The 25,465-nt window shown below is 59.4% G+C and carries 33 protein-coding genes, 2 tRNA genes and 1 pseudogene; 15 read left to right on the forward strand and 21 right to left on the reverse strand.

The features are described 5' to 3' along the window. Nucleotides 1-47 precede the first annotated feature (47 nt). From purQ to purC, 4 genes are all read right to left on the reverse strand, one after another. Nucleotides 48-716: a phosphoribosylformylglycinamidine synthase subunit PurQ gene (gene purQ, locus QTA57_RS15435; protein ID WP_290152298.1), complete on the reverse strand. Its 669-nt coding sequence runs from the start codon at nucleotides 714-716 to the stop codon at nucleotides 48-50. A gap of 16 nt (nucleotides 717-732) precedes the next feature. Further along, nucleotides 733-1,776 (reverse strand): alcohol dehydrogenase catalytic domain-containing protein, encoded by a 1,044-nt coding sequence (locus QTA57_RS15440; RefSeq protein WP_290152300.1) that lies wholly within the window; start codon nucleotides 1,774-1,776, stop codon nucleotides 733-735. Beyond that, on the reverse strand, nucleotides 1,776-2,006 hold the full coding sequence (gene purS / locus QTA57_RS15445; protein ID WP_290152301.1) for a phosphoribosylformylglycinamidine synthase subunit PurS: 231 nt from the start codon (nucleotides 2,004-2,006) through the stop codon (nucleotides 1,776-1,778). Before purS ends, QTA57_RS15440 begins: the two co-directional genes overlap by 1 nt. A 61-nt stretch (nucleotides 2,007-2,067) precedes the next feature. Further along, nucleotides 2,068-2,829 carry a phosphoribosylaminoimidazolesuccinocarboxamide synthase gene (gene purC / locus QTA57_RS15450; protein WP_171560449.1) on the reverse strand — a complete coding sequence of 254 codons (762 nt, stop codon included), beginning with the start codon at nucleotides 2,827-2,829 and terminating at the stop codon, nucleotides 2,068-2,070. 169 nt (nucleotides 2,830-2,998) lie between these two features. On the opposite strand from purC, the gene QTA57_RS15455 reads away from it, so the two are divergent. Then, nucleotides 2,999-3,313 (forward strand): DUF1476 domain-containing protein, encoded by a 315-nt coding sequence (locus QTA57_RS15455; RefSeq protein ID WP_290152302.1) that lies wholly within the window; start codon nucleotides 2,999-3,001, stop codon nucleotides 3,311-3,313. A gap of 183 nt (nucleotides 3,314-3,496) precedes the next feature. Next, the gene (gene bmt / locus QTA57_RS15460; RefSeq protein WP_290152303.1) at nucleotides 3,497-4,513 is read left to right on the forward strand and encodes a betaine--homocysteine S-methyltransferase; all 1,017 of its coding nucleotides are present in this window, start codon (nucleotides 3,497-3,499) and stop codon (nucleotides 4,511-4,513) included. Nucleotides 4,514-4,642: 129 nt separating this feature from the next. Here the strand turns inward: bmt and QTA57_RS15465 are convergent, their stop codons facing one another. After that, a complete protein-coding gene (locus QTA57_RS15465) occupies nucleotides 4,643-5,725 on the reverse strand; it encodes a PA0069 family radical SAM protein (protein ID WP_290152304.1) in 1,083 nt (360 codons plus the stop codon). Nucleotides 5,726-5,874: 149 nt separating this feature from the next. Between QTA57_RS15465 and QTA57_RS15470 the strand changes: the two genes are divergently transcribed. The 4 genes from QTA57_RS15470 (at nucleotide 5,875) to QTA57_RS15485 (ending at nucleotide 8,946) form a co-directional block, all read left to right on the forward strand. Then, on the forward strand, nucleotides 5,875-6,582 hold the full coding sequence (locus QTA57_RS15470; protein ID WP_290152306.1) for a corrinoid protein: 708 nt from the start codon (nucleotides 5,875-5,877) through the stop codon (nucleotides 6,580-6,582). Nucleotides 6,583-6,694: 112 nt separating this feature from the next. Continuing rightward, nucleotides 6,695-7,429 carry a metallophosphoesterase family protein gene (locus tag QTA57_RS15475; protein WP_290152308.1) on the forward strand — a complete coding sequence of 245 codons (735 nt, stop codon included), beginning with the start codon at nucleotides 6,695-6,697 and terminating at the stop codon, nucleotides 7,427-7,429. 15 nt (nucleotides 7,430-7,444) lie between these two features. After that, nucleotides 7,445-8,314: an EamA family transporter gene (locus QTA57_RS15480; RefSeq protein WP_290152309.1), complete on the forward strand. Its 870-nt coding sequence runs from the start codon at nucleotides 7,445-7,447 to the stop codon at nucleotides 8,312-8,314. Then, entirely contained in the window at nucleotides 8,314-8,946 is a 633-nt protein-coding gene (locus QTA57_RS15485; protein WP_290152311.1) for a DUF1638 domain-containing protein, read from the forward strand. The genes QTA57_RS15480 and QTA57_RS15485 overlap by 1 nt, the downstream gene beginning before the upstream one ends. Here the strand turns inward: QTA57_RS15485 and QTA57_RS15490 are convergent. Next, on the reverse strand, nucleotides 8,943-9,374 hold the full coding sequence (locus QTA57_RS15490; protein ID WP_145209698.1) for a SufE family protein: 432 nt from the start codon (nucleotides 9,372-9,374) through the stop codon (nucleotides 8,943-8,945). The two genes, QTA57_RS15485 and QTA57_RS15490, sit on opposite strands and share 4 nt — an antisense overlap. 117 nt (nucleotides 9,375-9,491) lie before the next feature. On the opposite strand from QTA57_RS15490, the gene QTA57_RS15495 reads away from it, so the two are divergent. Next, complete coding sequence (locus QTA57_RS15495) at nucleotides 9,492-9,938, forward strand: hypothetical protein (RefSeq protein ID WP_290152312.1); 447 nt, start codon at nucleotides 9,492-9,494, stop codon at nucleotides 9,936-9,938. Here the strand turns inward: QTA57_RS15495 and rnd are convergent. From rnd to QTA57_RS15515, 4 genes and pseudogenes are all read right to left on the reverse strand, one after another. Beyond that, nucleotides 9,935-11,097, reverse strand: a pseudogene (gene rnd, locus QTA57_RS15500) (ribonuclease D). The gene QTA57_RS15495 and the pseudogene rnd overlap by 4 nt on opposite strands. Before the next feature lie 167 nt (nucleotides 11,098-11,264). Then, entirely contained in the window at nucleotides 11,265-11,867 is a 603-nt protein-coding gene (purN, locus tag QTA57_RS15505) for a phosphoribosylglycinamide formyltransferase (RefSeq protein WP_290152313.1), read from the reverse strand. Continuing rightward, nucleotides 11,864-12,910: a phosphoribosylformylglycinamidine cyclo-ligase gene (gene purM / locus QTA57_RS15510; RefSeq protein WP_290152314.1), complete on the reverse strand. Its 1,047-nt coding sequence runs from the start codon at nucleotides 12,908-12,910 to the stop codon at nucleotides 11,864-11,866. Before purM ends, purN begins: the two co-directional genes overlap by 4 nt. 75 nt (nucleotides 12,911-12,985) lie before the next feature. Continuing rightward, a complete protein-coding gene (locus QTA57_RS15515) occupies nucleotides 12,986-13,366 on the reverse strand; it encodes a hypothetical protein (RefSeq protein ID WP_171560419.1) in 381 nt (126 codons plus the stop codon). Nucleotides 13,367-13,469: 103 nt separating this feature from the next. Here QTA57_RS15515 and QTA57_RS15520 point away from each other — a divergent pair. Together QTA57_RS15520 and QTA57_RS15525 are read left to right on the forward strand one after the other, a co-directional pair. After that, a tRNA-Ile gene (locus tag QTA57_RS15520) sits at nucleotides 13,470-13,546 on the forward strand. 168 nt (nucleotides 13,547-13,714) lie between these two features. Beyond that, nucleotides 13,715-13,894, forward strand: a complete 180-nt coding sequence (locus QTA57_RS15525; RefSeq protein ID WP_290152315.1) for a hypothetical protein — start codon at nucleotides 13,715-13,717, stop codon at nucleotides 13,892-13,894. Nucleotides 13,895-13,897: 3 nt separating this feature from the next. Here the strand turns inward: QTA57_RS15525 and QTA57_RS15530 are convergent, their stop codons facing one another. Further along, nucleotides 13,898-15,187, reverse strand: a complete 1,290-nt coding sequence (locus tag QTA57_RS15530; protein WP_290152316.1) for an ATP-binding protein — start codon at nucleotides 15,185-15,187, stop codon at nucleotides 13,898-13,900. 59 nt (nucleotides 15,188-15,246) lie between these two features. Between QTA57_RS15530 and QTA57_RS15535 the strand changes: the two genes are divergently transcribed. The 3 genes from QTA57_RS15535 to QTA57_RS15545 all read left to right on the forward strand — a co-directional run bounded on the left by QTA57_RS15535 (nucleotide 15,247) and on the right by QTA57_RS15545 (nucleotide 18,120). Continuing rightward, entirely contained in the window at nucleotides 15,247-16,125 is an 879-nt protein-coding gene (locus QTA57_RS15535; RefSeq protein ID WP_290152318.1) for an MBL fold metallo-hydrolase, read from the forward strand. A gap of 70 nt (nucleotides 16,126-16,195) precedes the next feature. Further along, a tRNA-Asn gene (locus tag QTA57_RS15540) sits at nucleotides 16,196-16,270 on the forward strand. A gap of 257 nt (nucleotides 16,271-16,527) precedes the next feature. After that, nucleotides 16,528-18,120 carry an HsdM family class I SAM-dependent methyltransferase gene (locus QTA57_RS15545; RefSeq protein ID WP_290152319.1) on the forward strand — a complete coding sequence of 531 codons (1,593 nt, stop codon included), beginning with the start codon at nucleotides 16,528-16,530 and terminating at the stop codon, nucleotides 18,118-18,120. Here the strand turns inward: QTA57_RS15545 and QTA57_RS15550 are convergent. Both QTA57_RS15550 and QTA57_RS15555 read right to left on the reverse strand, forming a co-directional pair. Further along, nucleotides 18,117-19,256, reverse strand: a complete 1,140-nt coding sequence (locus tag QTA57_RS15550) for a phospholipase D family protein (RefSeq protein ID WP_290152320.1) — start codon at nucleotides 19,254-19,256, stop codon at nucleotides 18,117-18,119. The genes QTA57_RS15545 and QTA57_RS15550 overlap by 4 nt on opposite strands. Before the next feature lie 140 nt (nucleotides 19,257-19,396). Continuing rightward, nucleotides 19,397-19,582, reverse strand: a complete 186-nt coding sequence (locus tag QTA57_RS15555) for a YegP family protein (protein ID WP_290152321.1) — start codon at nucleotides 19,580-19,582, stop codon at nucleotides 19,397-19,399. A 106-nt stretch (nucleotides 19,583-19,688) separates the two neighbouring features. Here QTA57_RS15555 and QTA57_RS15560 point away from each other — a divergent pair, with 106 nt between their 5' ends. Both QTA57_RS15560 and QTA57_RS15565 read left to right on the forward strand, forming a co-directional pair. Further along, the gene (locus QTA57_RS15560; RefSeq protein WP_290152322.1) at nucleotides 19,689-20,018 is read left to right on the forward strand and encodes a helix-turn-helix domain-containing protein; all 330 of its coding nucleotides are present in this window, start codon (nucleotides 19,689-19,691) and stop codon (nucleotides 20,016-20,018) included. Next, the gene (locus tag QTA57_RS15565) at nucleotides 19,999-20,787 is read left to right on the forward strand and encodes an ImmA/IrrE family metallo-endopeptidase (protein ID WP_290152324.1); all 789 of its coding nucleotides are present in this window, start codon (nucleotides 19,999-20,001) and stop codon (nucleotides 20,785-20,787) included. The genes QTA57_RS15560 and QTA57_RS15565 overlap by 20 nt, the downstream gene beginning before the upstream one ends. A 167-nt stretch (nucleotides 20,788-20,954) precedes the next feature. On the opposite strand, the gene QTA57_RS15570 is transcribed toward QTA57_RS15565, so the two are convergent. After that, nucleotides 20,955-21,182, reverse strand: a complete 228-nt coding sequence (locus QTA57_RS15570; RefSeq protein WP_290152325.1) for a hypothetical protein — start codon at nucleotides 21,180-21,182, stop codon at nucleotides 20,955-20,957. After that, on the reverse strand, nucleotides 21,179-21,349 hold the full coding sequence (locus tag QTA57_RS15575) for a hypothetical protein (protein ID WP_290152326.1): 171 nt from the start codon (nucleotides 21,347-21,349) through the stop codon (nucleotides 21,179-21,181). Before QTA57_RS15575 ends, QTA57_RS15570 begins: the two co-directional genes overlap by 4 nt. Before the next feature lie 84 nt (nucleotides 21,350-21,433). Between QTA57_RS15575 and QTA57_RS15580 the strand changes: the two genes are divergently transcribed. Further along, nucleotides 21,434-21,910, forward strand: a complete 477-nt coding sequence (locus tag QTA57_RS15580) for a hypothetical protein (protein ID WP_290152327.1) — start codon at nucleotides 21,434-21,436, stop codon at nucleotides 21,908-21,910. A 182-nt stretch (nucleotides 21,911-22,092) separates the two neighbouring features. Here QTA57_RS15580 and QTA57_RS15585 read toward each other — a convergent pair whose 3' ends face one another. The 6 genes from QTA57_RS15585 to QTA57_RS15610 all read right to left on the reverse strand — a co-directional run bounded on the left by QTA57_RS15585 (nucleotide 22,093) and on the right by QTA57_RS15610 (nucleotide 25,433). Then, nucleotides 22,093-22,500, reverse strand: coding sequence for a hypothetical protein (locus tag QTA57_RS15585; RefSeq protein ID WP_290152328.1), 408 nt, complete (start codon nucleotides 22,498-22,500; stop codon nucleotides 22,093-22,095). A 15-nt stretch (nucleotides 22,501-22,515) separates the two neighbouring features. Continuing rightward, nucleotides 22,516-23,235, reverse strand: a complete 720-nt coding sequence (locus tag QTA57_RS15590) for a hypothetical protein (protein WP_290152329.1) — start codon at nucleotides 23,233-23,235, stop codon at nucleotides 22,516-22,518. Continuing rightward, nucleotides 23,220-23,999 (reverse strand): terminase large subunit domain-containing protein, encoded by a 780-nt coding sequence (locus QTA57_RS15595; RefSeq protein WP_290152331.1) that lies wholly within the window; start codon nucleotides 23,997-23,999, stop codon nucleotides 23,220-23,222. The genes QTA57_RS15590 and QTA57_RS15595 overlap by 16 nt, the downstream gene beginning before the upstream one ends. Continuing rightward, complete coding sequence (locus tag QTA57_RS15600) at nucleotides 23,989-24,225, reverse strand: hypothetical protein (RefSeq protein ID WP_290152332.1); 237 nt, start codon at nucleotides 24,223-24,225, stop codon at nucleotides 23,989-23,991. The genes QTA57_RS15595 and QTA57_RS15600 overlap by 11 nt, the downstream gene beginning before the upstream one ends. Then, on the reverse strand, nucleotides 24,222-24,701 hold the full coding sequence (locus tag QTA57_RS15605; protein ID WP_290152333.1) for a hypothetical protein: 480 nt from the start codon (nucleotides 24,699-24,701) through the stop codon (nucleotides 24,222-24,224). The genes QTA57_RS15600 and QTA57_RS15605 overlap by 4 nt, the downstream gene beginning before the upstream one ends. A 159-nt stretch (nucleotides 24,702-24,860) precedes the next feature. After that, a complete protein-coding gene (locus QTA57_RS15610) occupies nucleotides 24,861-25,433 on the reverse strand; it encodes a hypothetical protein (protein ID WP_290152335.1) in 573 nt (190 codons plus the stop codon). Between the last annotated feature and the right edge of the window lie 32 nt (nucleotides 25,434-25,465).

A 25,465-nucleotide genomic window follows, 5' to 3' on the forward strand; every position in this document is an offset into this window, starting at 1 on the left:
CGCGATGGACCCATCCCGCCTCAAGCCATCTTCGAGATGGGAGGCGTTTATGCGCTGACCAGCGCCTCACTGAGCGAGGCAAAGAGCGCGGCACCATCGGTTCCGCCATGGGCCGGATCGGAGCGCCGTTCAGGATGTGGCATCATGCCCAGAACCCGGCGGTTCTCCGACAGAATGCCCGCAATGTTGTCCGTCGATCCATTCGGGGCTTCAAGATAGCGAAACGCCACACGATCCTCGCCTTGCAACCGCGCCAGGGTCTCTGGATCGACTTGGTAATTGCCCTCGTGATGGGCGATGGGGATGTCGATCTCGTCACCCGGCTTATAGGCATTGGTGAAAGCGCTTTCGGTCGTCTCTACCCGCAAGGTCACGGTTTTACAGATGTATTTGACGCCCGCATTTTGCAGAAGCGCGCCGGGCAGAAGCCGGGTTTCGGTCAGGATCTGGAACCCGTTGCAGACGCCGAAGACATAGCCGCCCCGCTCGGCATGGGCTTTGAGCGCGCCCGAGATCGGGGATTGGGCTGCGATGGCCCCGCAACGCAGGTAGTCGCCATAGGAAAACCCACCGGGCACGCCCACAAGGTCGATGCCATCAGGCAGGGTTTGTTCTTTATGCCAAACCATCTCGACCGAGAAGCCCGCCTCGCGAAACGCCACTTCGAGGTCGCGGTCGCAATTTGAACCGGGGAAAACAAGAACAGCAGCGCGCATGAGGACAGTTCCTTCTTCAGCTCTGAAAATCGGTGATGACGGCCACGCCGGGCGGCGCGGGCGCGTCGAACGCGGCCAGCTCGGCCGAGACATTGGAAAGTGCCACATGGCGGGCGATCATCGGGCTGAGGTCGACATTCCCACCCTCAATCAGCGACAGAAGCGAGGGGTAGCGCCAAGCCGGCATCCCGCGCGTGACACAAATCGCCAGTTGCCCGGAATAAACCGCATCCCACGGCAAAGTCATCGCCGTATGGTCGCCTGCGGGCATGCCCACCTGCACCATCCGGCCCAGTTTCTTCAACGACAGCATGGCGTTCCGCGTCGTCACTTCAACGCCAAGCGCTTCGATCGCCAGATCCGCGCCGCCACCGGTCACGTCGCGAAGGGCTTGCACCGCGTCCGGTTCCCGCGCATCAATCACCGCATCGGCCCCAAGGCCGGTCGCATAAGCCAGTTTCTCCGGCACCACATCGGCGACCACAACCCGGGCCCCGATGGCTTTGCCAAGGATCAGCGCCGCCGTTCCAATCCCGCCACCGCCCCAAACGGCCAACCATTCCCCCGGGCGCAGCGCCGCCCGCCCAGTCAGCGCATGCCAGGCCGTTGTGACGCGACAGCCAAAGGCCGCGGCCAGAGCCGGGTCCATACCCTTGGGCAGGCGTGTTAGGTTCGTGTCTGCAAACGGCACTGCAATCCGCTCGGCAAAGGCACCATCTTGGGTGAAGCCGGGCACGGCTTGGCGGGCGCAGATCGTCTGATGCCCGGCCTGACAATCCGGGCACGCGCCGCAGGCTAGAATGAACGGTGCGATGACCCGATCCCCTGGTGTCCACGCCGTCACATCGGCACCGACTCCGATCACTTGACCGCAAAACTCATGCCCAGGGATCATTGGCAAGATCACATCGGGGTCGGCCCCGGACCATGCATGCCAGTCCGATCGGCAAATGCCGCAGGCCAGGACCTCCAGCACGACACCGTCGCGCGGGCAATCCGGGTCGGGCACCTGGCCGATCTCCAAAGGCTGGCGCCAGCCGGTGAGCCGCGCCGCCCGCATCAGCCGATTTCCACCCGGTAGCTTTCGATCACCGTATTGGCGAGCAGCTTTTCGCACATCTCGGTCACTTGCGCCTCGGTCGTGCCCTCGGCCAGGTCCAACTCGATCAGCTTGCCCTGGCGTACGCCGGTGACCCCGTCAAAGCCCAGGGCACCCAATGCATGGCGCACGGCCTCCCCCTGCGGGTCCAAAACGCCCTGTTTCAACATCACGGTCACGGTTGCGCGCATCGGCCCTGCCCCTCTTTCCCCAAATCGCAAAAGCTACATCCGGCGGCCCGGCGCAGCGGTCTTAGTTGATCAGCGTCGGCTTGGTCACCGGCGTCGTGTTGGTCGGCATCACGCCGAGACGTTTGGCCACCTCGGTATAGGCATCGGCCAAATCGCCCAGATCGCGGCGGAACACATCTTTATCGAATTTCTGACCCGTCTCCATATCCCAGAGGCGGCAGCTATCGGGGCTGATCTCATCGGCGACGATCAGGCGCATATAGTCGCCATCCCAAATCCGCCCGATCTCGATCTTGAAATCCACCAGTTTGATGCCGACCCCCAACATCAGGCCCGACAGGAAATCATTCACCCTGAGCGCAAGCGAGACCATATCGTCCAGGTCCTGCTGACCAGCCCAACCAAAGGCAATCGCGTGCTCTTCACTGACCAGGGGATCGCCCAAATCATCGTCTTTGTAATAGAATTCGACTATCGGGCGGGGCAGCGGCGTGCCCTCTTCAATCCCCAAACGCTTTGAGATCGACCCGGCGGCCACGTTGCGCACCACCACTTCCAGCGGAATGATTTCCACCGCACGGATCAGTTGTTCGCGCATATTGATCCGGCGGATGAAATGGGTCGGCACGCCGATCCCGTTCAGGCCCGTCATGAAGAATTCGCTCAAACGGTTGTTCAGAACGCCTTTGCCATCAATCACATCACGCTTTTCGGCATTGAAGGCGGTCGCGTCATCTTTAAAATACTGCACCAGCGTGCCGGGTTCCGGGCCTTCATAGAGAATTTTGGCCTTGCCCTCATAGACCAGTTTGCGCCGTGCCATAATGTCTCCGTGAACCGGGTAGAGGACCCTGCCCCCGCATGGTCCTGGAATTTAGCCGGGCTATAGGCCATTGGGCGCTCTGTCGCAAGGCGGATGGACCATAACCGCTTGCGGGGCCGCGCCCACCCGGCATAATGGAGGCAACGGAATTCCTAAGTGGAGATCAGACATGACCACCTTCGATGATCGCGAACACGCGTTCGAAGCCAAATTCGCCCATGACGCCGAGATGAATTTCAAGGCCGAAGCGCGGCGCAACAAGCTGATGGGGCTCTGGGTGGCCGACATTCTGGGCAAAACCGGCGACGAGGCCGACGCCTATGCCGCAGAGGTCGTCAAGGCCGATTTCGAAGAGGCCGGCCATGAGGATGTGATGCGCAAGCTGATGGGCGATCTGGGCGATCGCGTGGCCGAGGATGACCTGCGCGCCAAATATGCGGAGCTTCTGGCGGTCGCCAAAGGCCAGTTGATGGACGAAGCCTAAGATTGGACTTCCCTGCCGGTCAGCTGGTTGCGACTTTGAGGAGCCCCGGGAAGATTTGCCCGGGGCTTTTGATTTGCCGCACGGGCAAATCGGACTCATAACCTTTATGCGCCGAATGGGCTTGCGAAACAGGCGTCAAACGGCCATGTCGGCGGTGCTTGCAAGAAGAAAGACCCCTGGACGATGACAGATGCACTTTCGCGGCTTTTGGCCGAACGGGACTGGCTTTTGGCCGATGGCGCGACCGGCACCACGCTGTTCAACATGGGGCTGCAATCCGGCGATGCGCCGGAGCTTTGGAACGTGGATCATCCAGATCGGATTGTGACGCTCTATTCGGGCGCGGTGGACGCGGGCAGCGATCTGTTTTTGACGAATTCTTTCGGCGGGACGCGGGCACGACTGAAACTGCACGATGCGCAAGATCGGGCGTTTGAGTTGAACAAAGCCGCCGCAGAGATCGGCCGCGAAGTGGCCGACAAAGCGGGGCGGACGGTGATTGTCGCGGGCTCGATGGGGCCAACCGGCGAGATCATGGCACCGATGGGCGCGCTGACCCATGAGGCCGCGGTGGAGATGTTCCACGAGCAGGCCGAGGGGCTGAAAGCCGGGGGCGCCGATGTGCTCTGGGTCGAAACGATCAGTGCGGCGGAGGAATACAAAGCCGCCGCCGAGGCTGCGAAACTGGCCGAGATGCCTTGGTGTGGCACGATGAGCTTCGACACGGCGGGCCGCACGATGATGGGCCTGACCTCGGCGGCGATGTCGGAAATGGTCGAGCGGTTGGATCACAAGCCGCTGGCCTATGGCGCCAATTGCGGCGTCGGCGCGTCGGATCTGCTGCGCACGGTCCTGGGCTTCCGCGCCTCGGGCAATGAGCGGCCCGTGGTCGCCAAGGGCAATGCAGGAATCCCCAAATATGTCGATGGGCATATTCATTATGATGGCACGCCGGATCTGATGGCCCGTTATGCGGTCCTGGCCCGTGATGCCGGTGCGACGATCATCGGCGGGTGTTGCGGCACGCAGCCCGAACACTTGAAAAAGATGCGTGAAGCGCTTGAAAAAACGCCGAAATCCTCCGCGCCGACTTTGGAAACCATTGCGGCGGATCTGGGCGGGTTTTCCTCTGACAGCGACGGCACTGATGGCTCTGGCCCAACCCGCGCGCGCGCCAGCCGGCGCCGAACGCGCGGATAAATAGGCAGACCGTGCATGCACTTTCCCCTGGCCAGATATCGTTTTCCGCACGGAAAACGGACCGGAGAACATGCGTTTTCCGGCGCGGAATTTTCCAAAATTCCGGTGCCGCCGCGCGCCGTGAGACGGTCAGAAGAGGCTCAGTTGATCTCCAGCTTTGGCTGGCGGCTGGAACAGATCGGTCCTCAATGGCGGCAATCGTGCGTCCAACCCAAGCGCCCGGCGCGCGCGTACAAATCGCTTTTGGATCAGATCGGCATAGAGCCCCTCCCCCGTCATCCGCTTGCCCCAGTCGCTGTCATAATCCCGCCCGCCATGCATATGGCGGATTTTCTCCATCACGCGGTTGATCCGCGCCGGGTAACGCTCCACCAACCAGTCGCGCCAGAGCGGCGCGACCTCACGCGGCAGCCGCAGCGCAATGGATGTCGCGGCCACAGCACCCGCATCCCGCGCGGCCCGCAAAATCGCCTCGACCTCATGATCCGTCAGGCCCGGCACGATGGGGGAGACCATCACACGGACCGGGCACCCCGCCTTGCTCAGCGTTTCAATCGCGCGCAATCGGCGCGCCGGAGACGGCACGCGGGGTTCCATCTTGCGCGCCAGATCGGCGTCGAGCGTTGTCACAGACACCCCAACCCGGGCCAACCCCGCCTGCCCCATCGCGCCCAGAATATCCGCGTCGCGCTCCACCAGCGTGCCTTTGGTCACCACCCCCACCGGATGTTGAAACGCTTGCAACACCTCCAGAATGCCCCGCATCAGCCGTCGGTCTTTCTCAATCGGCTGATACGGATCGGTATTGGTGCCAATCGCAATCACCTTGGGCCGATAGCGCGGGTTGCGCAGCTCCGCCTCCAAAAGCGTGGGCGCATTGGGCTTCGCCGTCAGTTGGGTTTCAAAATCCAAACCCGGCGACAGGCCCAGATAGGCGTGGCTCGGGCGCGCAAAACAATAAACACACCCATGTTCGCAGCCGCGATACGGGTTGATCGAGCGATCAAACGGAATATCCGGGCTGGTATTGCGGGTGATGATGGTTTTCGCGACCTCCTCGCGCACCTCGGTGCGGAGCGGCGGCAGCGGCTCATCGATCTCCCAACCGTCAGAAAACCCCACTCTTTCAAACCGCTCAAACCGCCCGCTTCTGTTGCTGGCCACACCGCGCCCCTTACGGCGCTCGGGCGGAAGATTTGCGTCGGTTTCCATGCCGTCAAAATAGAACGAAAAGAGAACATACGCAAGGATTGGTCGGTTGCGACGCGTCCTCTGTCGCAATCCAGCGCGTTATTTCGCGGCCTATCCTTAGCTAATAACTCAAACGCGAACAGCACACCCAATAGAGGGAGAGCCTAATCATGTCCGATGAAGACGACGATATCATCCTTGCCGATCTGGATGATGATGAGCTTGTCCAACAGATGTTCGACGACCTCTATGACGGCCTGAAAGAAGAGATCGAAGAGGGTGTGAACATCCTGCTCGAACGGAAATGGGAGCCGTATCGCATCCTGACCGAAGCGCTGGTGGGCGGCATGACCATCGTCGGCAACGACTTCCGCGACGGGATTCTCTTCGTTCCCGAGGTGCTCTTGGCCGCCAACGCGATGAAGGGCGGCATGGCGATCCTGAAACCGCTTCTGGCGGAAACCGGCGCGCCGCGCGTCGGCAAGATGGTGATCGGGACGGTCAAAGGTGACATCCACGATATCGGCAAGAACCTCGTTTCGATGATGATGGAAGGTGCCGGGTTTGAAGTGGTCGATCTGGGCATCAACAACGCCGTCGAGAGCTATCTTGAAGCCCTCGAGAACGAGTCGCCCGACATCCTCGGCATGTCCGCGCTTTTGACGACAACCATGCCCTACATGAAGGTGGTGATCGACACCCTGGCCGAAAAAGGCCTCCGCGATGACTACATCGTTCTCGTCGGCGGCGCGCCGTTGAACGAAGAGTTTGGCAAAGCGATCGGCGCGGACGCTTATTGCCGCGATGCCGCTGTGGCCGTGGAAACCGCCAAGGAATGGATGGCGCGGAAGCATAATCAACTGGCCGCCAACGCCTGAACGCCCCGCGCAATCAGATGCAGCGAAAAGGCGGGCCAAGGCTCGCCTTTTTTCTTTTGACCCAGTGAGCTATGGCCTTGCGCCCGTGCCCATATCCCGGTTTGCTCTCACCATGATCAGCTATGCCATCGGAGACATTCACGGCCATCTGGACAAACTCCGGGTCGCGCATGATCTGATTGCGGAAGACAGGGCGCGCCACGGGGCAGAAGAGGCGCCCGTGATCCATGTGGGCGACCTCGTTGATCGTGGCCCCGACAGTGCCGGTGTCGTGGAATTCCTTCGAGTTGCGGAACAGACGGATCCGCGCGTGATTGTTCTGCTCGGGAATCATGACCGGCTGCTGAGCTGGTTTCTTGAACCGAAACGCCGCGACGATCCGCGGCTGCGCGTTGGTTTGACCTATCTCAGCCCGTCGATGGGCGGGATGACCACGCTCGCCTCTTACGGCGTTGACACCTCCCTGGCTGAACCCGACCTGCACCAAGCCGCCCGCCGCGCCGTGCCGGAGGCGCATCGCGCGTTTTTGGCGGCCCGACCGCTCTCTCACCGCGTCGGCGACTGCCTGTTTGTACACGCCGGCATCCGGCCCGGTATCCCGCTGGCAGAGCAGACCGAGGAAGACTTGGTGTGGATCCGCGATGAATTCCTGACAGATACGCGCAATCACGGGGCCCTGATTGTCCATGGTCACACGCCGGTGGATCAGGTTGAACATCACGGCAACCGTGTGAACCTGGATAGCAGCGTCGCTTATGGCGGGCCGCTCTCCGCGGTGGTCATCGAAGGACGCGATGTTTACCTCCTGACCCCATCCGGCCGCGTTCCGGTGCCGGTTTTGCGATGACGTGGAGGATTGACCATGCCGCCCCGTGACCTGCTCTTGGTCGCTGTGGTGATCCTCGCCTGGGGCTCGAACTTCACAGCGATGAAACTGGCGCTCGATGAGTTGCCACCGTTTCTTTTTGTGGGCCTCCGCTTCTTGATCCTGTTGCCGCTCTTGGCGCTGCTCCCCCGACCGCAAATTCCCTGGTGGAAGATCATCGCGGTCGGCGTCTTGATCAATATGGGGCAGTTTGCCTTTCTCTTCGCCGCCATGCGCGCCGATGTGACCGCCGGGTTGGCCTCGCTTCTGCTCCAAGCCCAAGCGCCGCTGACCATTCTTCTGTCGGCCCTCTTCCTTGGCGAACGGGTACGGGGCATCCAGGCGTTTGGCATCGCCGTCGCGGTTCTGGGATTGGTGATTTTCGGCCTCGGCGCGGGCGGGAACCTGACGCAGATTGGTCTCGCCTTGGTGCTCTGCGGTGCACTCTGTTGGGCATCAGGCAATCTGGTCCTGAAAGGCTTGGGCGGCGTGGCCATGCTGCCGCTCTTTATCTGGGCAAGCTTGATCCCACCTCTGCCGATGTTCGCCCTGTCATTTGCCGTGGAAGGGCCGGACCCAGTCGCGACCGTCGCCACCCTAAGCGCGGAGGGCTGGGCCGCCGTGATCTATGTGGCGCTGATCTCCACGGTTCTTGGCTATTCGCTCTGGGGCGCGCTTCTGGCTCGGCACAAGGCGGCGGATGTGACACCTTTCGCGCTTTTGATTCCGGTGGTGGGCATCGGAACGGCCGCTTGGGTGCTGGGCGAGCGCCTGACACCGGTTGAAATCCTCGGCGCGGTGGTGATCATGGTCGGGCTCGCCTTCTCGGTTCTCGGGCCGCGATGGCAACGGGCGAAGGAGGCCTGATGCGGCTGGATGATCAGAGCTTGACCGAAACCGGCCTCGCCCCTGAGGGCAAGGGTCAGGTGCTGCTTTTGGCCTGTGGCGCGCTGGCCCGCGAGGTCCTGGCGCTGATCCGGGCCAATGGCTGGAGCCATCTGGACCTGCACTGCCTACCGGCCAATCTACATAATCACCCAGAGAAAATTCCCGATGCGGTCGAGGCTGCGATTGTCGCGCATCGCGCGGCGTATCAGCAGGTCTTCGTGCTCTATGCCGACTGCGGCACTGGCGGCCTGTTGCAAGCCCGTTGCGCAGCACTTGGCGTGGAGATGCTAGAAGGCCCGCATTGCTACAGTTTTTTTGAAGGAAACGAGATGTTTGCCGAGCGAAGTGAAAGTGAATTCACCGCGTTTTATCTCACCGATTTCTTGGTCCGGCAATTCGACGCTTTTGTCACCAAACCGCTTGGCCTGGATCGGCATCCTGAGCTGCGTGAGATGTATTTTGGGCATTACACGAAACTGGTCTATCAAGCCCAAACGGACAACCCAGAACTAACTGAAAAAGCAAAAGACTGCGCGGCGTTCTTAAAGTTGGATTTTGAACGCCGCTTCACCGGTTATGGCGATCTCGAGGTCGCTCTGAAAACGCTCTAAGCCGCCGCAGCCGTCTCACCCGCCAGATCGCGGATGCGCTCCACCATGGCGCGGAGCCCGTTGGAGCGTTGCGATGACAGATGATCGTTCAAGCCCAAACGGGCCAGTTCCCCACCAGCATCCACCTTCAAGACCTCATCAACGGTCAACCCGGAATAAAGCGCATGCAACACCGCAATCAAGCCGCGCACGATCATCGCATCGCTTTCGCCTTGAAACCGGAACACTGCGCCCGAGCCCTGCCCGTCGATCTGCGGCAAGATCCAGACCTGGCTGGCGCAGCCATCGACCTTGGTTGCCGGCACACGAAACGCCTCGTCAAGCGGCGGCATGGCCTTTCCCAACTCAATCACATGGCGATAGCGCTCTTCCCAGTCCTCCAGGAAGTCGAATGTCTCGGCAATCTCTTCAAACGCGGCGCTGGCCATCGGTGCCTCCTTCACTTGGTCATGAGGTAAGGCCCGAGATGCGAAAGGTCCAGAGGCGCTTTTCAACGCGCCGTCAATGCGCTAGGCACAAAGCCAAGAAGACGCCGGAGGGGCACCATGACATTCCGTCTGCTGGTCACATTGACATTGATTCTGGGGCTTGCGGCCTGCTCGACCCGGCTGAACCCGTTCAATTGGTTCGGCAATGACCGCGAAGAACGCGTCGAAGTGGTGGAAACGGTCACCGTTGTCGATCCACGGCCATTGGTCAGCCAAGTGATCAGCCTGAATGTCGACCCGCATCCGGGCGGTGCGATCATCCGTGCGATGGGTCTGCCGCCGCGCCAAGGCTACTGGGCCGCCGATCTGGTTGAAGTCGAGCGCGCCGAGGGCCGCTTGGTCTTTGAGTTCCGGGTGTTTGAACCGCCCGTTGCAACCCGCGAAGGGACGCAGCGCTCACGCGAGATTCTTGCGGGGACGGAGCTGAGCACGCAGGAATTAGACGGCGTCCGCACGATCGTGGTGCAGGCACAAAGCAACCGGCGAAGCGTCAGCCGCCGCTAGACCGCGATGATTTTCACCTTCTGACCTTTGGCTGAGAGCGCGATCTCGCCGCGTGTCAGGCGCAATGCGTCCTCGCCAAACACCTCGCGCCGCCAGCCTTTCGACCAAAGCCCATCGTGATGACCCGCCGCGATATCGTCGAGATCGGCAGCTGAGGCGATCAGCTTCTGCGCCACGCCGGCCTCTTCCGCCTTGGCCTTCAGCAGCACCCGCAGAAGATCCGCCAAAGCTGGGTTGAGGGCCGAGCGGTCTTTGCCCGCAGGTGGCGCGGGGAAGGTTTTTGGGTCCGCTGAGACGCCGCGCGCAATTGCGGCGATCAACCCTTCGGCCACATCACCGCGCCGCGCCTCGCGCAGCAGCAACCGAGATTTGCCCAAATCCTCGATGGTTTTCGGCTTGGACGAGGCAATCTCCATAAGCGCATCATCCTTGATCACCCGATTGCGGGGGATATTGCGGCTTTGCGCATGGGTCTCGCGGAACGCCGCCAGTTCCTTCACAATCGCTAGAAACCGACCGGAATTGCTCCGCAATTTCAAACGCCGCCAGGCGTTGTCTGGTGCCACGACATAGCTCGACGCGTCGGTCAGCGTGCGCAGCTCCTCCTCCATCCAGGCGGTGCGGCCCGAAGACTCAAGCTGCCCGGCCAGATGCTCATAGATCTGCCGCAGATGGGTGACATCGGCCAGCGCATAAGACTGCTGCGCATTGGACAATGGGCGGCGCGACCAATCGGTGAAGCGCGAGGATTTATCAACGCCGCTTTTGGTGATCTTGCGCACCAAGGTTTCATACCCCACCTGATCGCCATAGCCGCAGACCATGGCCGCCACTTGCGTGTCAAAAAGCGGGCTGGGCACCACGCCGCCTTCGACGTGGAAGATCTCAAGATCCTGACGCGCCGCATGGAACACCTTCACCACCGCCTCTCGTTGCGGAACAGGTCGTAAAGCGGCTCTAGCGATAGGCCATCGATCAGAGGATCGACCAAGACCGCATCCGCCTCGTCTTCCCCCGGCAGCGCCAGTTGCACCAGGCAAAGCTGCGCGAAATAGGTGCGCTCGCGGAGGAACTCTGTGTCGACGGTGATGTAGGGAACAGTGGCGGCGCGGGCGCAAAATGCGGCGAGCGCCTCGGTGGTGGTCAGGGTCTGGGGCAAACCGGGGTCTTTTCCTAAAGGCTGGAAGAACTCTGTGACGGTGGGTGATAGGCCACGACCGCGAAAATGAAAAGGGGCAAGGCCGCTGCGTCGTCGGGGCCAAGACCCGCTACGATGATCTACGGCATCGACGAAACGGGTTTGGCGAATATCAACGGAACGCGCGCCTAGCCTTCCGGCCCCACATAGAATGGCCGAGTATCCCCCAAGGCGAACCGGCGTAAGACCCCAGGATAAAGCTCATGCTCCAGCTTGAGCACCCGTGCGGCCAGTGTCTCCGGCGTGTCATAGGGTGCCATCGTCAGTTTCGCTTGCCCCAGGATCGGGCCATCATCGAGCGCCGGTGTCACTTCATGCACTGTGCAGCCATGTTCGGTATCGCCTGCCGCCAAGGCGCGGGCGTGCGTGTTTAGCCCACGATATTTCGGCAAAAGCGACGGGTGGATATTGAGCATCCGTCCCTGCCAGCGGCTGACGAACGCCTCGGTCAACACGCGCATGAACCCGGCCAAACAGATGATATCTGGGTCTGCCGCCTCAAGCGCTTCGGTCAAAGCGGCCTCGAACGCGGGCCGATCGCCTTTGAACGGGCGATGGTCCACGACAGCGGTCGGAATGCCCATCTCAGCGGCCTTTGCCAAGCCGCCCGCCTCCGCTGAATTCGCCAGAACCAGGCAGGGCCGCGCCGGATGATCGCCGGTCATCGAACGGGCCAGCGCGACCATATTGGAGCCGCCGCCCGAGATCAGGATCGCGACGCGTTTCGTCACCCAAGCGCCCCGGTATAGGCCACGCCCGCGCCCTCAGTCACCGTTCCAAGCTGGCAAACGGTTTCTCCTTCGGTTTGCAAAAGTGCGCTCAGGGCTTCGGCCCGATCCGGCGCCACGACCAGCACCATGCCGATCCCGGCATTGAAGGTTTTCAACATTTCCGCCTCGGCCAAGCCGCCGATCTCGGCCAGCCATTTGAAAACAGGCGGCAAGTTCCAGGCGCCCAAGTCGATCTCCGCCCCTGCCCCTTCGGGCAAAATGCGCGGCAGATTCTCGGTCAGCCCGCCGCCGGTGATATGGGCCAGACCATGCACACCACCCGCACGGATCGCGGCAAGCGCTGGTTTCACGTATAGCCGCGTCGGGGTCAGGAGCGCCGCCCCCAAAGACGTCTCCGCAAAAGGCGCATCGGCATCCCAGCCAAGCCCTGAGACCTCCACGATCCGGCGCACCAGGGAATAGCCGTTTGAATGCACCCCATCAGAGGCAAGACCCAAAAGCACATCGCCCGGGGCCACATCCGCGGGCAGCGCGTGACCGCGTTCCATTGCGCCAACCGCAAAACCGGCCAGGTCGAAATCGCCCGCACCATACATGCCCGGCATTTCCGCCGTCTCGCCACCGATCAGCGCGCAGCCCGCCCCTTCGCAGCCTTTCGCGATGCCCTCGACAATCTGCGTCGCACTCTCCAACTCAAGCTTGCCAGTGGCAAAATAATCCAGGAAGAACAGCGGCTCCGCACCCTGGCACACCAAGTCATTTACACACATAGCCACAAGGTCGATGCCAATCGTGCCCACATTCCCGGTGTCGATCGCGATTCTGAGCTTGGTGCCAACCCCATCGGTCGCCGCCACCAGGATCGGGTCGTCATACCCCGCTGCTTTCAGATCAAAGAGCCCACCAAACCCGCCAAGCCCGGCCATAACACCGGCCCGGTTCGTGGCCGCAGCGAATGGTTTGATCCGATCCACCAACGCGTTGCCCGCATCGATATCCACGCCCGCCTCGGCATAGGTCAGGCCGTTTTTCCCTTGGCTCATGTGGCAGATGTCCCCTTGCAGCTTTGGCCCTCTGCTAACAACGCGCCCGGGCCAAGTCCATGCGCGATTTGCGCCTCAACGCCGCGCCTCTTGTCGCGCGCCGATCCAAAGAAAAAGCATGATCATGGCCAAGGTCAGCCCCCAAACAATCAGCACGGGCATTGTGAGCAGCGTGGCAAACAACTGCGGCGCGAAAAGCCCGATCACGACCAGTTCCATGGCGAGATAGGTGCCGAAAAGCGCCAAGGCCAACTGCCCCCAAGCCGCCCGATCCAAAACTCCGCCCGCTCGGCGCAGCGCTTGCATCCCAATATCCGCCGCTGGTGCCGCGGCCAAAATCACTGTGGTGCCAAGCGTGTTCGGCAAGCCCAGGAACTGCACCGCGAGGATATGCAGCACACGAAGGGCCACGATCCACATCAGATAACGCAGGCACAGCGCAGATAAGTTTGGCATCAAGAAAGCTCCCCGGATCCGTGATCCCAAAGGCCATAGGCCAGCCCGCATCACAGGGCAAGCTTGACGCTCCCCCGCAAGCTGCTAAGCCTCTGCTCCAGGCGGGCCTGTAGCTCAATTGGTTAGAGCAGAGCGCTCATAACGCTTTGGTTGCAGGTTCGAGTCCTGCCGGGCCTACCACTCGCCGCCGACTGCCTGTGTTGCCCAATCTTGGGCTCCCAAACCCGTGTCACGCCGGCCACACGACAGGGTGATGCGACTTATTGACCAATTTGGGCGATACTGACGCCGCGCCAGCACCCAAGGCGCTGGCGCCCTCTTTAACGTGCATGATTGAAGGGACCCAATATGGATCGGCTGAAACTCTTTGCCTTTGCGCTTCGGCAGATGTCGCGCATGGGCTACAACATGGCCGGGGCTGAGTTCTCGGGTGGCGAGATACGACGGCAGCGGGCCATGGCGCATAAACGGCTCTATTTCGAGGCGATGGATGCGGCGACACCGCTACATCAACCTTGGAACGACTAGGCGCTAGCGCGCCAGAACCAGATCGACCCTGAGTCCGCCGAGATCACCGCTTTGGCTCAAGCGAAGCGTGCCGCCATGGCTGCGCGCGATGTCATTCGCAATGGCCAGCCCCAAGCCAACGCCCGTGCCCCGATCTTGGTTGCGCGCCGCGTCAAGACGCACGAAGGGTTGGAGCGCTTCGGCCCGATCTTCAGGCGCAATCCCAGGCCCATCATCCTCCACCGTGTAGCGCACCGCATGATCCAAGACATGCAGCGTCACCCGCGCCCGATGGCCATATCGCATCGCGTTGGATACCAAATTGCCGAGCGCGCGGCGCACCGCTTGCGGGCGAATATCGACCAGGGGTACCGCGTCGGGTGCCACCAACTCGGCCTCTCCACCGCCCCGCGCCACATCCTCCACGATCCGCTCGGCCAAGGCTTTCGGGTCGGTCGGCACCGGATCATCCAACGCGTCGGCGCGGGCAAAATCCAGGAAGGTTGTCAAAAGCGCCTGCATCTCTTCAACATCCTGCTCAAGCGCCTCGATATCGGACGTCTTCTCCTGCAAACTCAGGCCCAGTTTCATGCGGGTCAACGGCGTCCGCAGGTCATGACTGACACCCGAGAGCATCATGGTTCGCTGTTCGATTTGCTGCTCGATGCGGTTGCGCATATCGAGGAAGGCGCGCCCGGCGGAGCGCACCTCGAGCGCGCCACGCGGGGTATACTCAACGATCCGCCCCTTGCCAAAAGCGTCGGCGGCCTTCGCAAGACGGCGGATCGGACGCAGCTGATTGCGAAGGAAGAAATAAGCGATGCCGGTCATCAAAAGCCCGGTAAACACCATCAAGACCAGCAATTGATGCGGATTTGACGCCGAGACTCGACGGCGCTGTACCGCGACTTCATAGACTCCATTTGCGGTTTCCAACCCGACGATCACGACTCGGTGCTGCGCGGCCAGATCGACATAACGCGTCTCCGGAATATCCCGGTTCAGAATGGCAATCACCTCTCGGCCCGAGAAATCATAGAAGGGGCGCATGGTTTCGCCCGACACGCTTTGGCCCTCTGTCAACATGATCTGCAAGGCCGCCGCGGTTGTCATCGCCGCCTCCTCACCGTCTTGTTCCAAACGGGTCAGGACATAGCGCAGGTCGAGCGCCAATCCGGCGGTCAATTGTTGCGTCACATTCTCGAAATGCCGTTGCAGGAACGCCGCCGAGACGACAAGCTGCAGCGTAACAACCGGAACAATCAGGATCAGGGCGGCCCGGCCATAAAGCCCCCGCGGCAACACCCGTTTCATCCAACCAAACGCCATGGCCCATGTAACCGCGCAGGGCCCGGGCTGCAAAGAGGCAAGCCATGCAGGTCGCTGAAATCGCGCCAATGTTGCGCAAGATTATGGCGCCGAACCCGTCGCCGATGACAGAACAGGGCACAAACACCTATCTGATTGGCGAAACCGATCTGGCGGTGATCGACCCCGGGCCAATGAGCGAGGCCCATCTGCACGCCATTCTGGCAGCGATCGGGCCGAGCCAACGCATCAGCACGATCCTGGTCACCCATTCGCATTTGGACCATTCGCCCCTCGCCCATCCTTTGGCCGCCGCCACTGGTGCGCCGGTTCTGGCCGCTGGCCCAAGCAATTGGGGCCGCAGTCAAGCGATGGAAGCTTTGGCCGAGGCCGGCCTGATCGGCGGCGGCGAAGGCGTGGACGACGCGTTTGTCCCCGACGACCAAATTGCCGATGGTGATCAGATCGAAGGTGACGGTTGGCAGATCGATGTAATCGCGACACCGGGCCATATGGCCAATCACCTGAGCTTCGCCTGGAACGGCGCGCTCTTTTCCGGCGATCTGGTGATGGGCTGGGCGACCTCCCTGATCTCGCCGCCCGATGGCGATATGACCGCGTTTTACGCGTCTTTGGCCCGGCTCCAGAGCCGCGAAGATCAGATCTACTACCCGGGCCACGGCGCGTCGATTTTTGACCCACAGGTCCGCTGCGCCGAGTTGATCGCCCATCGTCAGGCTCGCGAAGCGCAAATCCTGGCCGCACTCGAGACTTCACCGGCCGACACCCGCCGTTTGGCACAGCTGATCTATACCGACACGCCCGCAGCCCTCCTTCCCGCCGCCGAGCGAAACATTCTCGCCCATCTCATTGATTTCATGGAACGAAACCTTGTGTCATCTCGCGGTCCTCTCCATGCCGAAGCGGTTTTTGAACGCCTTTGACAGATTTGCACGATTTTTCGCCCGCGCCCTCTGGACGGGACAAATTCGGCTTGCTATACGCGCCGTCAGTTCCGGCGTAGCTCAGCGGTAGAGCAGTTGACTGTTAATCAATTGGTCGTAGGTTCGATCCCTACCGCCGGAGCCAAAATTTCTCTTAAATAACAAGAGAGTAACGAGCTGCCCCTAGGGGCGGCTTTTTGGTTTTTGCAACGATTTTGCAACGCATCCGGCATTCGTTGATCATCCCCTATGCCAGTGCGGACAAGCGACATTCGGTATGGCATCGTGGCACGCACTACCAAATATGGTTGGCGATTGGCATTGGTTTGCGATAAAACGTCAGCAGTTCACCAATCGTAAACCGTGGGAACGCAATAAGAACAAGACACAGGGGCAGGCACTATGAACTTCATCGCGTTGGAATCAGAACAGAAGTTACGCGGTGGATATTACACGCCTGACGACCTTGCCCGATTCCTGACCCGATGGATTGCCCCCAGTAGCGGAACCCGCGTACTCGAACCGAGTTGCGGTGACGGCGCGTTCTTCCCAACGCTTGAAGGGTCCGACGCAACGGTCACGGCCTTTGAGCTATCTCCCGAAGAAGCCGCAAAGGCATCGGCGCGTGGCCTACCGAATTGCACAATCCACAACCGCGACTTCCTCGGATGGGCACTCGATGCGGAACCCGGCCAATTCGATGCGGTTGTAGGCAACCCGCCTTTCATTCGGTACCAATATCTTCCGGCAGAATTCCAAGCCAATGCCGAACGGGTATTCTCGCGCCTCGGCTGCAAGTTCACAAAGCACACCAACGCATGGGTTCCGTTCATTCTGGCGTGTATGGACCTGCTGCGCCCCGGCGGGCGATTGGCGATGGTGGTCCCGTCTGAAATCGTCCACGTGATGCACGCGCAATCGCTGCGAACCTATCTTGGGCAGCAGTGCCGCCGGATGGTGATCGTGGACCCGCAGGAAATTTGGTTCGAAGGCACCCTACAAGGCGCGGTGCTGCTGATGGCCGAGAAGAAGGCCACACCTGAGACCCATGGCGAGGGTTTGGGCATTCTCCGTGTGTCCGGTCGCGAATTCCTGCAAGAAGACCCAGAGGCGGTGTTCAACGCCCCGAGAGCAATCAACGGGAAGACTGTTCAGGGTAAGTGGACCCGCGCTTTGGTCCCTGCTGCGACTCTTGCGATTCTTGATGCCGTGGAAGCCGATGATCGTTTTTGCCGCTTTTCAGACGCCGCAACTGTGGACGTGGGCATCGTCACCGGGGCGAACAAGTTTTTCCTCGTCACCGACGAAGTGGTCAAGCACAACGGATTGGAAAAGTGGGCGCACCCTATGTTTGGTCGCAGCGACCACTGCCCCGGTGTGATTTACGATGATGCTCAACACGCCCGGAATGCCGCCACAGGCAAGCCCACGAACTTCCTCTGGATGCCCGATACCTCGGTCGAAAAGAGCGCCAAGGGACGCGCCTACATTGCTGCGGGCGAGCGTGAAGACCTGAATAAGCGATACAAGTGTCGAATCCGCAGCCCGTGGTACACGGTGCCATCCGTCTACGCTACCGAAGTGGGAATGCTAAAGCGAAGTCACGATACGCCTCGGCTGATCCTCAATCGTGCGGGGGCATACACGACCGACACCGCCTATCGCATTCGAGCATTGCGCGGCACAGCCGATGCGCTGGTCTATGGATTCTACAACAGCTTGACCGCCCTCAGCGCAGAACTTGAAGGGCGGCACTATGGCGGGGGCGTTCTCGAACTCGTGCCTAGCGAGATCGAGAAGCTGTTGTTGCCTGCCCCGGACGCGATTGTCCCAGAGGTGGAACACCTCGACCGTATGGTCCGCGAAGACACGGTAGCTGATACGCTAGAGGTGCAATCAGAGGCGGTATTGGGCGCGCTGACCAAGGCAGAGCAAATGGACCTGCTAGCCGCTTGGGCCACACTACGCGACAGGCGACACCGGATTCCGGCCTAGTCGATTTCCAACGTGAAGCGCGTGGGGTCTTCGTTCTCGCGAAACAGCTTAAGAACCCGGCCAAGTAGATCTTCATGAGCCACTAATGGGCGCGCATCGCCCCAATGGAGGCTAGTCATGCTATTGCGCTGTTCGTAAGCCTTAGTATCAGTCTTCGTATTGTGAGAAAGGTGCAAGGTTCGCACGCCATAGTCCACGTCCTTCACGATTAGGCGCATCTGCGCTTCGGCGCGTTCGATGTGAGCGGTCCGCGGCTCGGTATCACGTTCCCAATCCAGAGCACCAAAAACATCGTCCCGGAAATAATGTCGCTGGTCGATGCCATCCCACGCGCCCACCCCCATTAGCATGGAGCCGGTGGGGTTGGTGTTTGCGCCGGTTGGAATGTTCAAATGGCGGCGCGTAAGCCCGTTGCTTTCCCAAACCTGTTCCAGACGTTCGCGGGCGACGGGTGCTGCGGGGGCGACTGGTGGCACCGGTGGCGCAGCGGGACGCGCAACCCGCACAGGGGATGTTCGCAAAGCCATCTTTGGCACGCTATCCAATGCACGGTCTGCCGAGCTTCCGGCCGGCTCCGGCGGGTGAGCCTTGCGTTCGTCCCGCAAGCGGCCTGCTCGCTGCAAGTCGGCCAACTGTGCATCGTCCACCGCCCGGATTACATGGTCGGGATAGTCGGCGATCATCGCATCTAGCTTGCCCTCCAAATCAGCCAGGAAGGCAGCATCGGCTGCTGGGTCCAACTCCTGCATAACGCTGGCTTCAATGTTTGTGCGCAAGCCACCCATCGTCAGGTTTGCACTCCCTAGCAGCAGCTTGGCGCGGGTAGCTGAGCGGGAGTAATACATCTTCGGGTGGAAAATTCGTTGTCGGCTTCCGGTATCCACCATGTAAGTTTCGCAACCGATCTCCAACGCTTTTTGGATAGACTGCACCGTGGTTATGCCATTGCGAATACCCACAAAAATTCGTGCCCGATCAGCAATCGGCTCCAAAACGCCTTGTAACAGTGTCAAACCGGAAGCCGTCATAAAGGCAGTGCTAATGGTGGCCGCCTGCAAGTCTTCGAGGCCAAACACCTCACGCGCCGGTTGAAGGTGATCTTCATCATTCACTGCTTGCAATAAAAAACGCTTCATTTCTCAAAACCCGAGCATCTAACGGCTAATCAGTATCCGAATTGCTGCTGTTCGGCGAGAACGAAAAGCGGGTGGTCGACGCTAAGTCGACTATGTCATGCGTGAGGAGCGACTGGGAGGTTAGCCGCTCCCCACCTTCATTAGCGCGGGGTGCATGTCATCCCATTGCGCCGCGCGTTCGAAATGCAATCCGATTTGTTGACGTAGCCTTCCGTGGAAGCGCCAACGATCCGACCGTTCGAAGCGGTCCGCCGCCACCGCCAATTGGCCGCAGCGTCTTTGTAGATTGCCCAGGTGTCGCCTCCGGCGATGCAAGTTTCAGCCATTTTTGGCTCCTTTCGACAGGTTTACATATGTGTAGCTGTCACTACACTTGCGACTCGTACTACACTCGCTATACTTCCGTCAAGTGTTAGAGAGACTAAGGACAACATGTCTGAGAAATTTGGCGAAAAGCTGCGGAAGGTTCGAACCGCCCAGAAAAAAACGCTTGAGGAACTGGCGACCGCAATCGGCAGCTCAAAGGCCTATGTCTGGCAGCTTGAGAACAAGAAGAATGCGAAGCCGTCCGCCGAGCTATTGCTGAAGATTGCGAACTTCCTTGGCGAGTCACCGGATTTCTTTCTCGATGACGAAGCCGAGGAGCGCTCGGAAAATCAGGTCGAGGATGCATTTTTTCGGAAATTCAAAAAGCTGTCCGACGAGGATAAGCGGTACATTGATAGGATAGTTTCGGGTCTTGATGGCAAAAACGACGACTGATCCCAAGAAAGAAGCAATCCGCCTAACAAGCCTTTGGCAGCAGCACGGCCCCAACACCTATCCAATGGATATCGACGCGCTGGTCAAAGGCGCGATCTTGTCCAGCGGTTTTTCGGATCAACTTGTCATTGACCGCCAGCGCTTTGACAGCTTCGAAGGGTCGTTGGTACGGACCAATGGAACGCGCAAGTGGACAATGCTTCTGAACACCCGTGTATCGAATGACCGGAGGCGACGGTTCACATTTGCCCATGAACTTGGACATTTCATGTGTCACCGGGAACTCCGCGACAAATTCGAAGACAGCGAAGATTCGCTAAACGACTTCCGCGATGAAATCGAAACCGAAGCCAACGTGTTCGCGTCTTGGCTGCTGATGCCAGCCAACTTGCTGCGGAATGAGTTTCATGACGCGGCGTGGGAAACTGAAACACTTCGGGCCATCGGCAACCGATTTGAGTGCTCGTTGCAGGCCAGTGCGCTTCGGTATGTCCAACTATGCACAAAGCCAGTCGCCTTTGTTGTGTCGCGGGATGGAATGATCATCTGGGCGACCAAGAGCAAATCTGCGCCCTATATGTCGAGCTACTGTTTCGGAGACGAACTTCCCAACGGGTCGCACGCGCTCGCGTCCTACCAAAATGGCGATGATGACACCCAGCGAAAGACCGTTGAACCGGTCTGGAATGACACCCGACACGTCTTTGAAAGCCAGTACTTCGATTCCTCAGGGCAAGGGTATCAATACACTTGCATTGAGTTTCAATAGCTGTGAGAGCGTGCGATAATGTCGTGTCGCGGCCTTTAGGTATAACAATGTCTAAAACGCGGATACGTGCATCAACGCGCTAATTTTCGAAAACCACTGCGCATGTATCAGTGGCATCCCAAAGGCATTGTGAACAGGCGACTCCATAGCCGCCTGTTCTGGCAATTCTAGTCCAGCAAGCAGTGAGGCTTTGTTTCAGCAAGCCAGTGTTGCAACGAAATAGAGTTCTGAATGAGGTATTGTGACCCGAAAGCCGTGAACTCAATTCCATCTATTTTCAAAATACCATCGCTGGCTTCAACGCGACGCGGACGTTGCTCACAATCTTCGAAGTCTTCGAAAAGTTTCAAGAGCAGCTTCAAGACCTGCTGACCGTTATCGGAACTGAGGATCATTGCGCTGCCTCCAAATTGTTGACCTGCCATCCGGTAGCGCGCCGCTTCATGACTTGCACACCATCCTTACGCGTGAGCGTGATTTCTTTGATGCCGTTCGCCGCGAGGTATTTTCCAAGACGTTGGAGATCAGCGCGATTGAGCGCAGTAGGATTTAGTATTTTCATTGTCTATGTCCTTTCGACTTGTTTTCATGCACCACCTTCCACATTGAAGATGGCTTGAAATCGAAACTAAGGATTCTGAGGCAGATGGCAGTTGAGCAAGAACCAGATTTCCTCAACTCGGATACCGAGGAGGAAGGCGACGCGTTCATGGCGTGGGCGCTGCTATCTGATAAAATTGAGCAGATGCCGAATTGGGCCCAGAAATACTTCGAAGGTCTTCTTGAGAAAATCGACGAGTTTGACCCCCACGAAGATGAGGAAATCGCCCTGACTCGTCAGCTTGAAGTGCCTGTGCTCCGATCAAGACAGCGCAGAAAGATTGGCGCAAAATCAAAATATGACTATGCGTCCATATTCGATTGGGTGAACGAGCGGCAACGCAAAGCTGGAGTTAGTCTGGATACTGCATTGTGGGACTACATTGAAGAAACAGATTTCGATTTGGACGCTTTCGAGACCATCAAGTCCGCCTACCATAAGGTGCGACGCGCCCGTCTAGCGAACATTGAACAACACCGACCGCATTTCACATTGTCTAAGACTAAGCCAGAAGGCGATTGAGTTCATTGGTCGTCTAAACGGTGACTTGATCAGCGCGTCATAGATCGCGGTTATCAGCGCTGCCCCACGCTGACACCACATGGCATCGAATTACCGCAGAGCGTTGCGAAATCCACGGTCTCTCGTCGATCTCAAAGCACATTGACCCAAGCGAGTTTGGCGAGCGCGACGAGAGCGCCCATTCAATCGGCGGTGTCCGATTGCCCCGCTTTGAAACCAGCCTTGAAGCCTTCTTCTTTGCCAGCGGCAAAGCCGTCCTTGTAGCCGATCTCTTTGCCTTCGATCACGCCCTTATGGTGTGATCGCTTGTCGAGTTTCGAACGCCATTCGTCGGCGGCTTGTTCGACGCCAAGAACCCGGCCTTCCTCGCGGGCTTGATCTACCAATGCGCAGGCGGCTTCGCGCTCTGCCTCGCGACCTTGTTCGACATAAGATTTGCACAGACCTTCAAGCTGCCTCTTGGCTTCGTTGGACGATACGCCCTCCGCGTAGCCTTCGGCACGCCCCTCGGCGCGTGCAGCTTCGACCGATGCAATCAGAATCTGCTTGAGTTTCGTTTCAGGCGTTTCACCACCATTGGCGACATTCATTTGAGTTTCCTTTCATTAATACCAGCCGCGTAGATGGCCAGTGAGGATGGATTGGGGCTTGAGATATTGGGACGCAAAGCCACCGACGATCAGCGCAATTCCAAGGTCGCCGTGACCTGCCGTTGAGCGTGATTGCGTGATGATCTGGTTTTGGGCGGCGGTGGTTTGGACGGTGAAGCTAGCAAGGTCTTCTTCTATTTCCTGCCTCAACGGCAGGTCATGCGCGAATTTCAACTCGCCTGCTGCAAACAGCACAGCGAGATTTTCGATCATGAATGTCTTGCCTGCGTTGACGTATCGCGCGGTCTTTTTGTTCCAGTCTTGCCCGCCTGTCATCTGGATGGCGTGATGGTCAACGCTTTGATCCCAGAGCATGTCAGACACGACGCGCCCGATAGACGTGCCGTCGATCACGAGTTCGGATTTGCCCCCAAAGGGCGGCGCGTTGCGCAGCTTGATCAGGTGATCGACCACGTCCACGTAGCTAACGCCACGGAAGCGGTCGGCATAGACAACCGTTCGTTCACGGGGGCCGACAATAACTCGGTTTTGATCCGCGATGGGCAAGGCCTCGTCCTTGATCACAACAACTGCGCTGTAGTCGTTGGCTTGGCCAAGATCAGCCGCGACCCAGTAGGTCGAAAACCCGGTCACGCGCGGGATTGCCGGGTCGTCATGAGTTTCGTTGACCACCCGCCCGTCAGGGTGCCAAACCAAATCTAAAGTCTCGGGCATACCGCGCCCTCCTTGCTCGTCGCTTGTTCAATGATTGCGAGATCGAAATAGGTGTGACCGTCGCTCAACATCTCGACTTCGATCTCTTGTCGAAATTTGGTTGCAGATAGTGTGCGGCGCATCCGCTCGACCTTCTCGGCTAGCCTCGGGATATCCGTGCCGCGCACAACGATGCGGTGGATGCCGTCGCCGGGTTTTTCGTCCAGAAACAGACGTGCAAAATAGTTGTTCTTTCCGGCGGGCGTGCTGCTGAAAAACACTTGCCCGTCTTTCGTCAGCATGGGCAGGACGCCGGAGATCAAGTCTTCGCCGCCGTTCTCCCCTTGCAGGAAGGCGCACTCGTCGATGATCAACAGCGAAACCGATGGATAGCCCCTGATGGTGTCCGACGTGGATGGCAGCGCAACGACGCGCGCACCGTTCGACATTTCGAGTTCGGTCAGGGTCGAACGCGTGATGACCAAATCTGTGCGGCGAAGCTGCTGCCCGATCTCACGCGCGATGATCTTGGCTTGTCGCTCTGCTGGCGCAACGCAAATGGTCAGGCTGTCGGGAACGTGCAACTCCTCGACCGCGCGCGCGGCCAACACCGACGTCTTTCCTGCCTGTCGTCCTACCCTCAACGCAATTTCGGATGCCTCAGTCGTAAAGGCACCGATCTGCCAAGGGTCTGGCTCATGCCCAATCCAGTGACGAAGGCGCGCTGCGGGATCAAGTTCGCGCTCGAGGCCTTCGCACCAGTCATGTAGGGCGTCAAACGGCATCTCGACGCTCCGCGAGACGCACAACGTGACACTGAGTGCAATCGCCATGCTCATTGCGCGGCGAGATATGGCCGCGTTTGCAAGGCTCCCCTGTGAAGTACAGCTTGCCACCTTCGGCCTGCATTACGCGCTTGGCGTGTGGCAGACGAACCCAGTCCGTATTGTCGCCTGCTGCTTTGAGGCGACGCGCATAGGAGGTGAAACCTTCGAACTCGCGATGGGTCATAGCACGCTGTCCTCTTGTGTGACGGAAAGCACGTGGTGGCGCATATGGCGCAGGAGCGGTTCGCGGGCTTCTGGGACTTCGTCGCAAACAGCTTGAAGGATGGATTTGAGCGTCACCCATTCCGGCGATTCCGCCAGCGTGACCGACACGGACAAGCTGGTTGCCATCTTGCCATGCATAGTGGCAATGTCTTTGAGGACTTTGCGCAGCCCATCCATTGCAGCCAGGGCGAACCCATCGTCCTCGTTTTCCTCGGCCTTGGTGATCAGTTTTTCGACACGGCGGGCCAAAGTTTCGTAGGTGCGGGCAACGTCAATGCGTTCGTCGTTAAGAACGGCTGTGTCAGCCTCGACCTTTTCAAGGCGGGCGTCAGCCAAGATCGAACGCACCGTTTCCTCCGTGATGTGGTCCTTGCGATAGCGGGACACAGAGTCTGGATGCACGCCAATGCGCTTTGCAACCTGCGCCTTCGACATGCCACCCGGCAGATCATGTTCACCAAGCACGATCTGTTTGATGATCGTGTTTTTCTCCGGGTGAGTGCTGATCGTATTTTTGCGCCCAGACCCTTTGTTTCCAGCCATTATGAGGAACCTCCCGATTTGTCGGCAACAGCATCCAAGCTGGCGCGTTCCTCAGGCGTCATTGATCTGGTCCTGCAAATGGGCGGGCAATTCGTCCGGCTGATCCCAAGAGACAGGCATGTAACCGTCGTTTCGCAATCGTTGATACTGGGCGCGAAACTCGGATGATCCCAGCACATCGCGGCGCACATAGACGCGGCGCGCATCATCATCCTTGATCACGGTTGCCTGTGTTGTCGCAATATCGCCTCGGCCTGCTCGATGCCGATCATCTGGGGCGTCGGGGTCGCTGATCTCCAGTGTTGCGCCTACAGCCGCCGCTGCCTCTTTCGCCGCACGATACTTTGCTGGGTCGCGTGCCTCTTCACGGGTCAGAACATGCGCGGGTCGTGTGCCATGCGGGTACCAATTTCCGTCCTTGCCACGCTCGAAACCGAGTTTGTTCATCTCAGAATCGTCAGGTTTCGATTGATCATCGCGCTTACCGTCTTTGATCTGGTCGAGCAGCCGGGAGTTGTGTTCGTACAGCCCGTCCATGCGCTTTTGTTGATCGGTGACAGTGTTGGTGAGGGTTTCCACCTGTTTGATAAGGGCCTGAATAGCCGCCGTCGTTTCGTTGCTCATTGTCATGCCTTTCCAAAAATGAACGCGACACC

It is taken from the genome of Fontisubflavum oceani (assembly GCF_030407165.1).
Taxonomy (GTDB): Bacteria; Pseudomonadota; Alphaproteobacteria; order Rhodobacterales; family Rhodobacteraceae; genus Rhodophyticola; species Rhodophyticola oceani.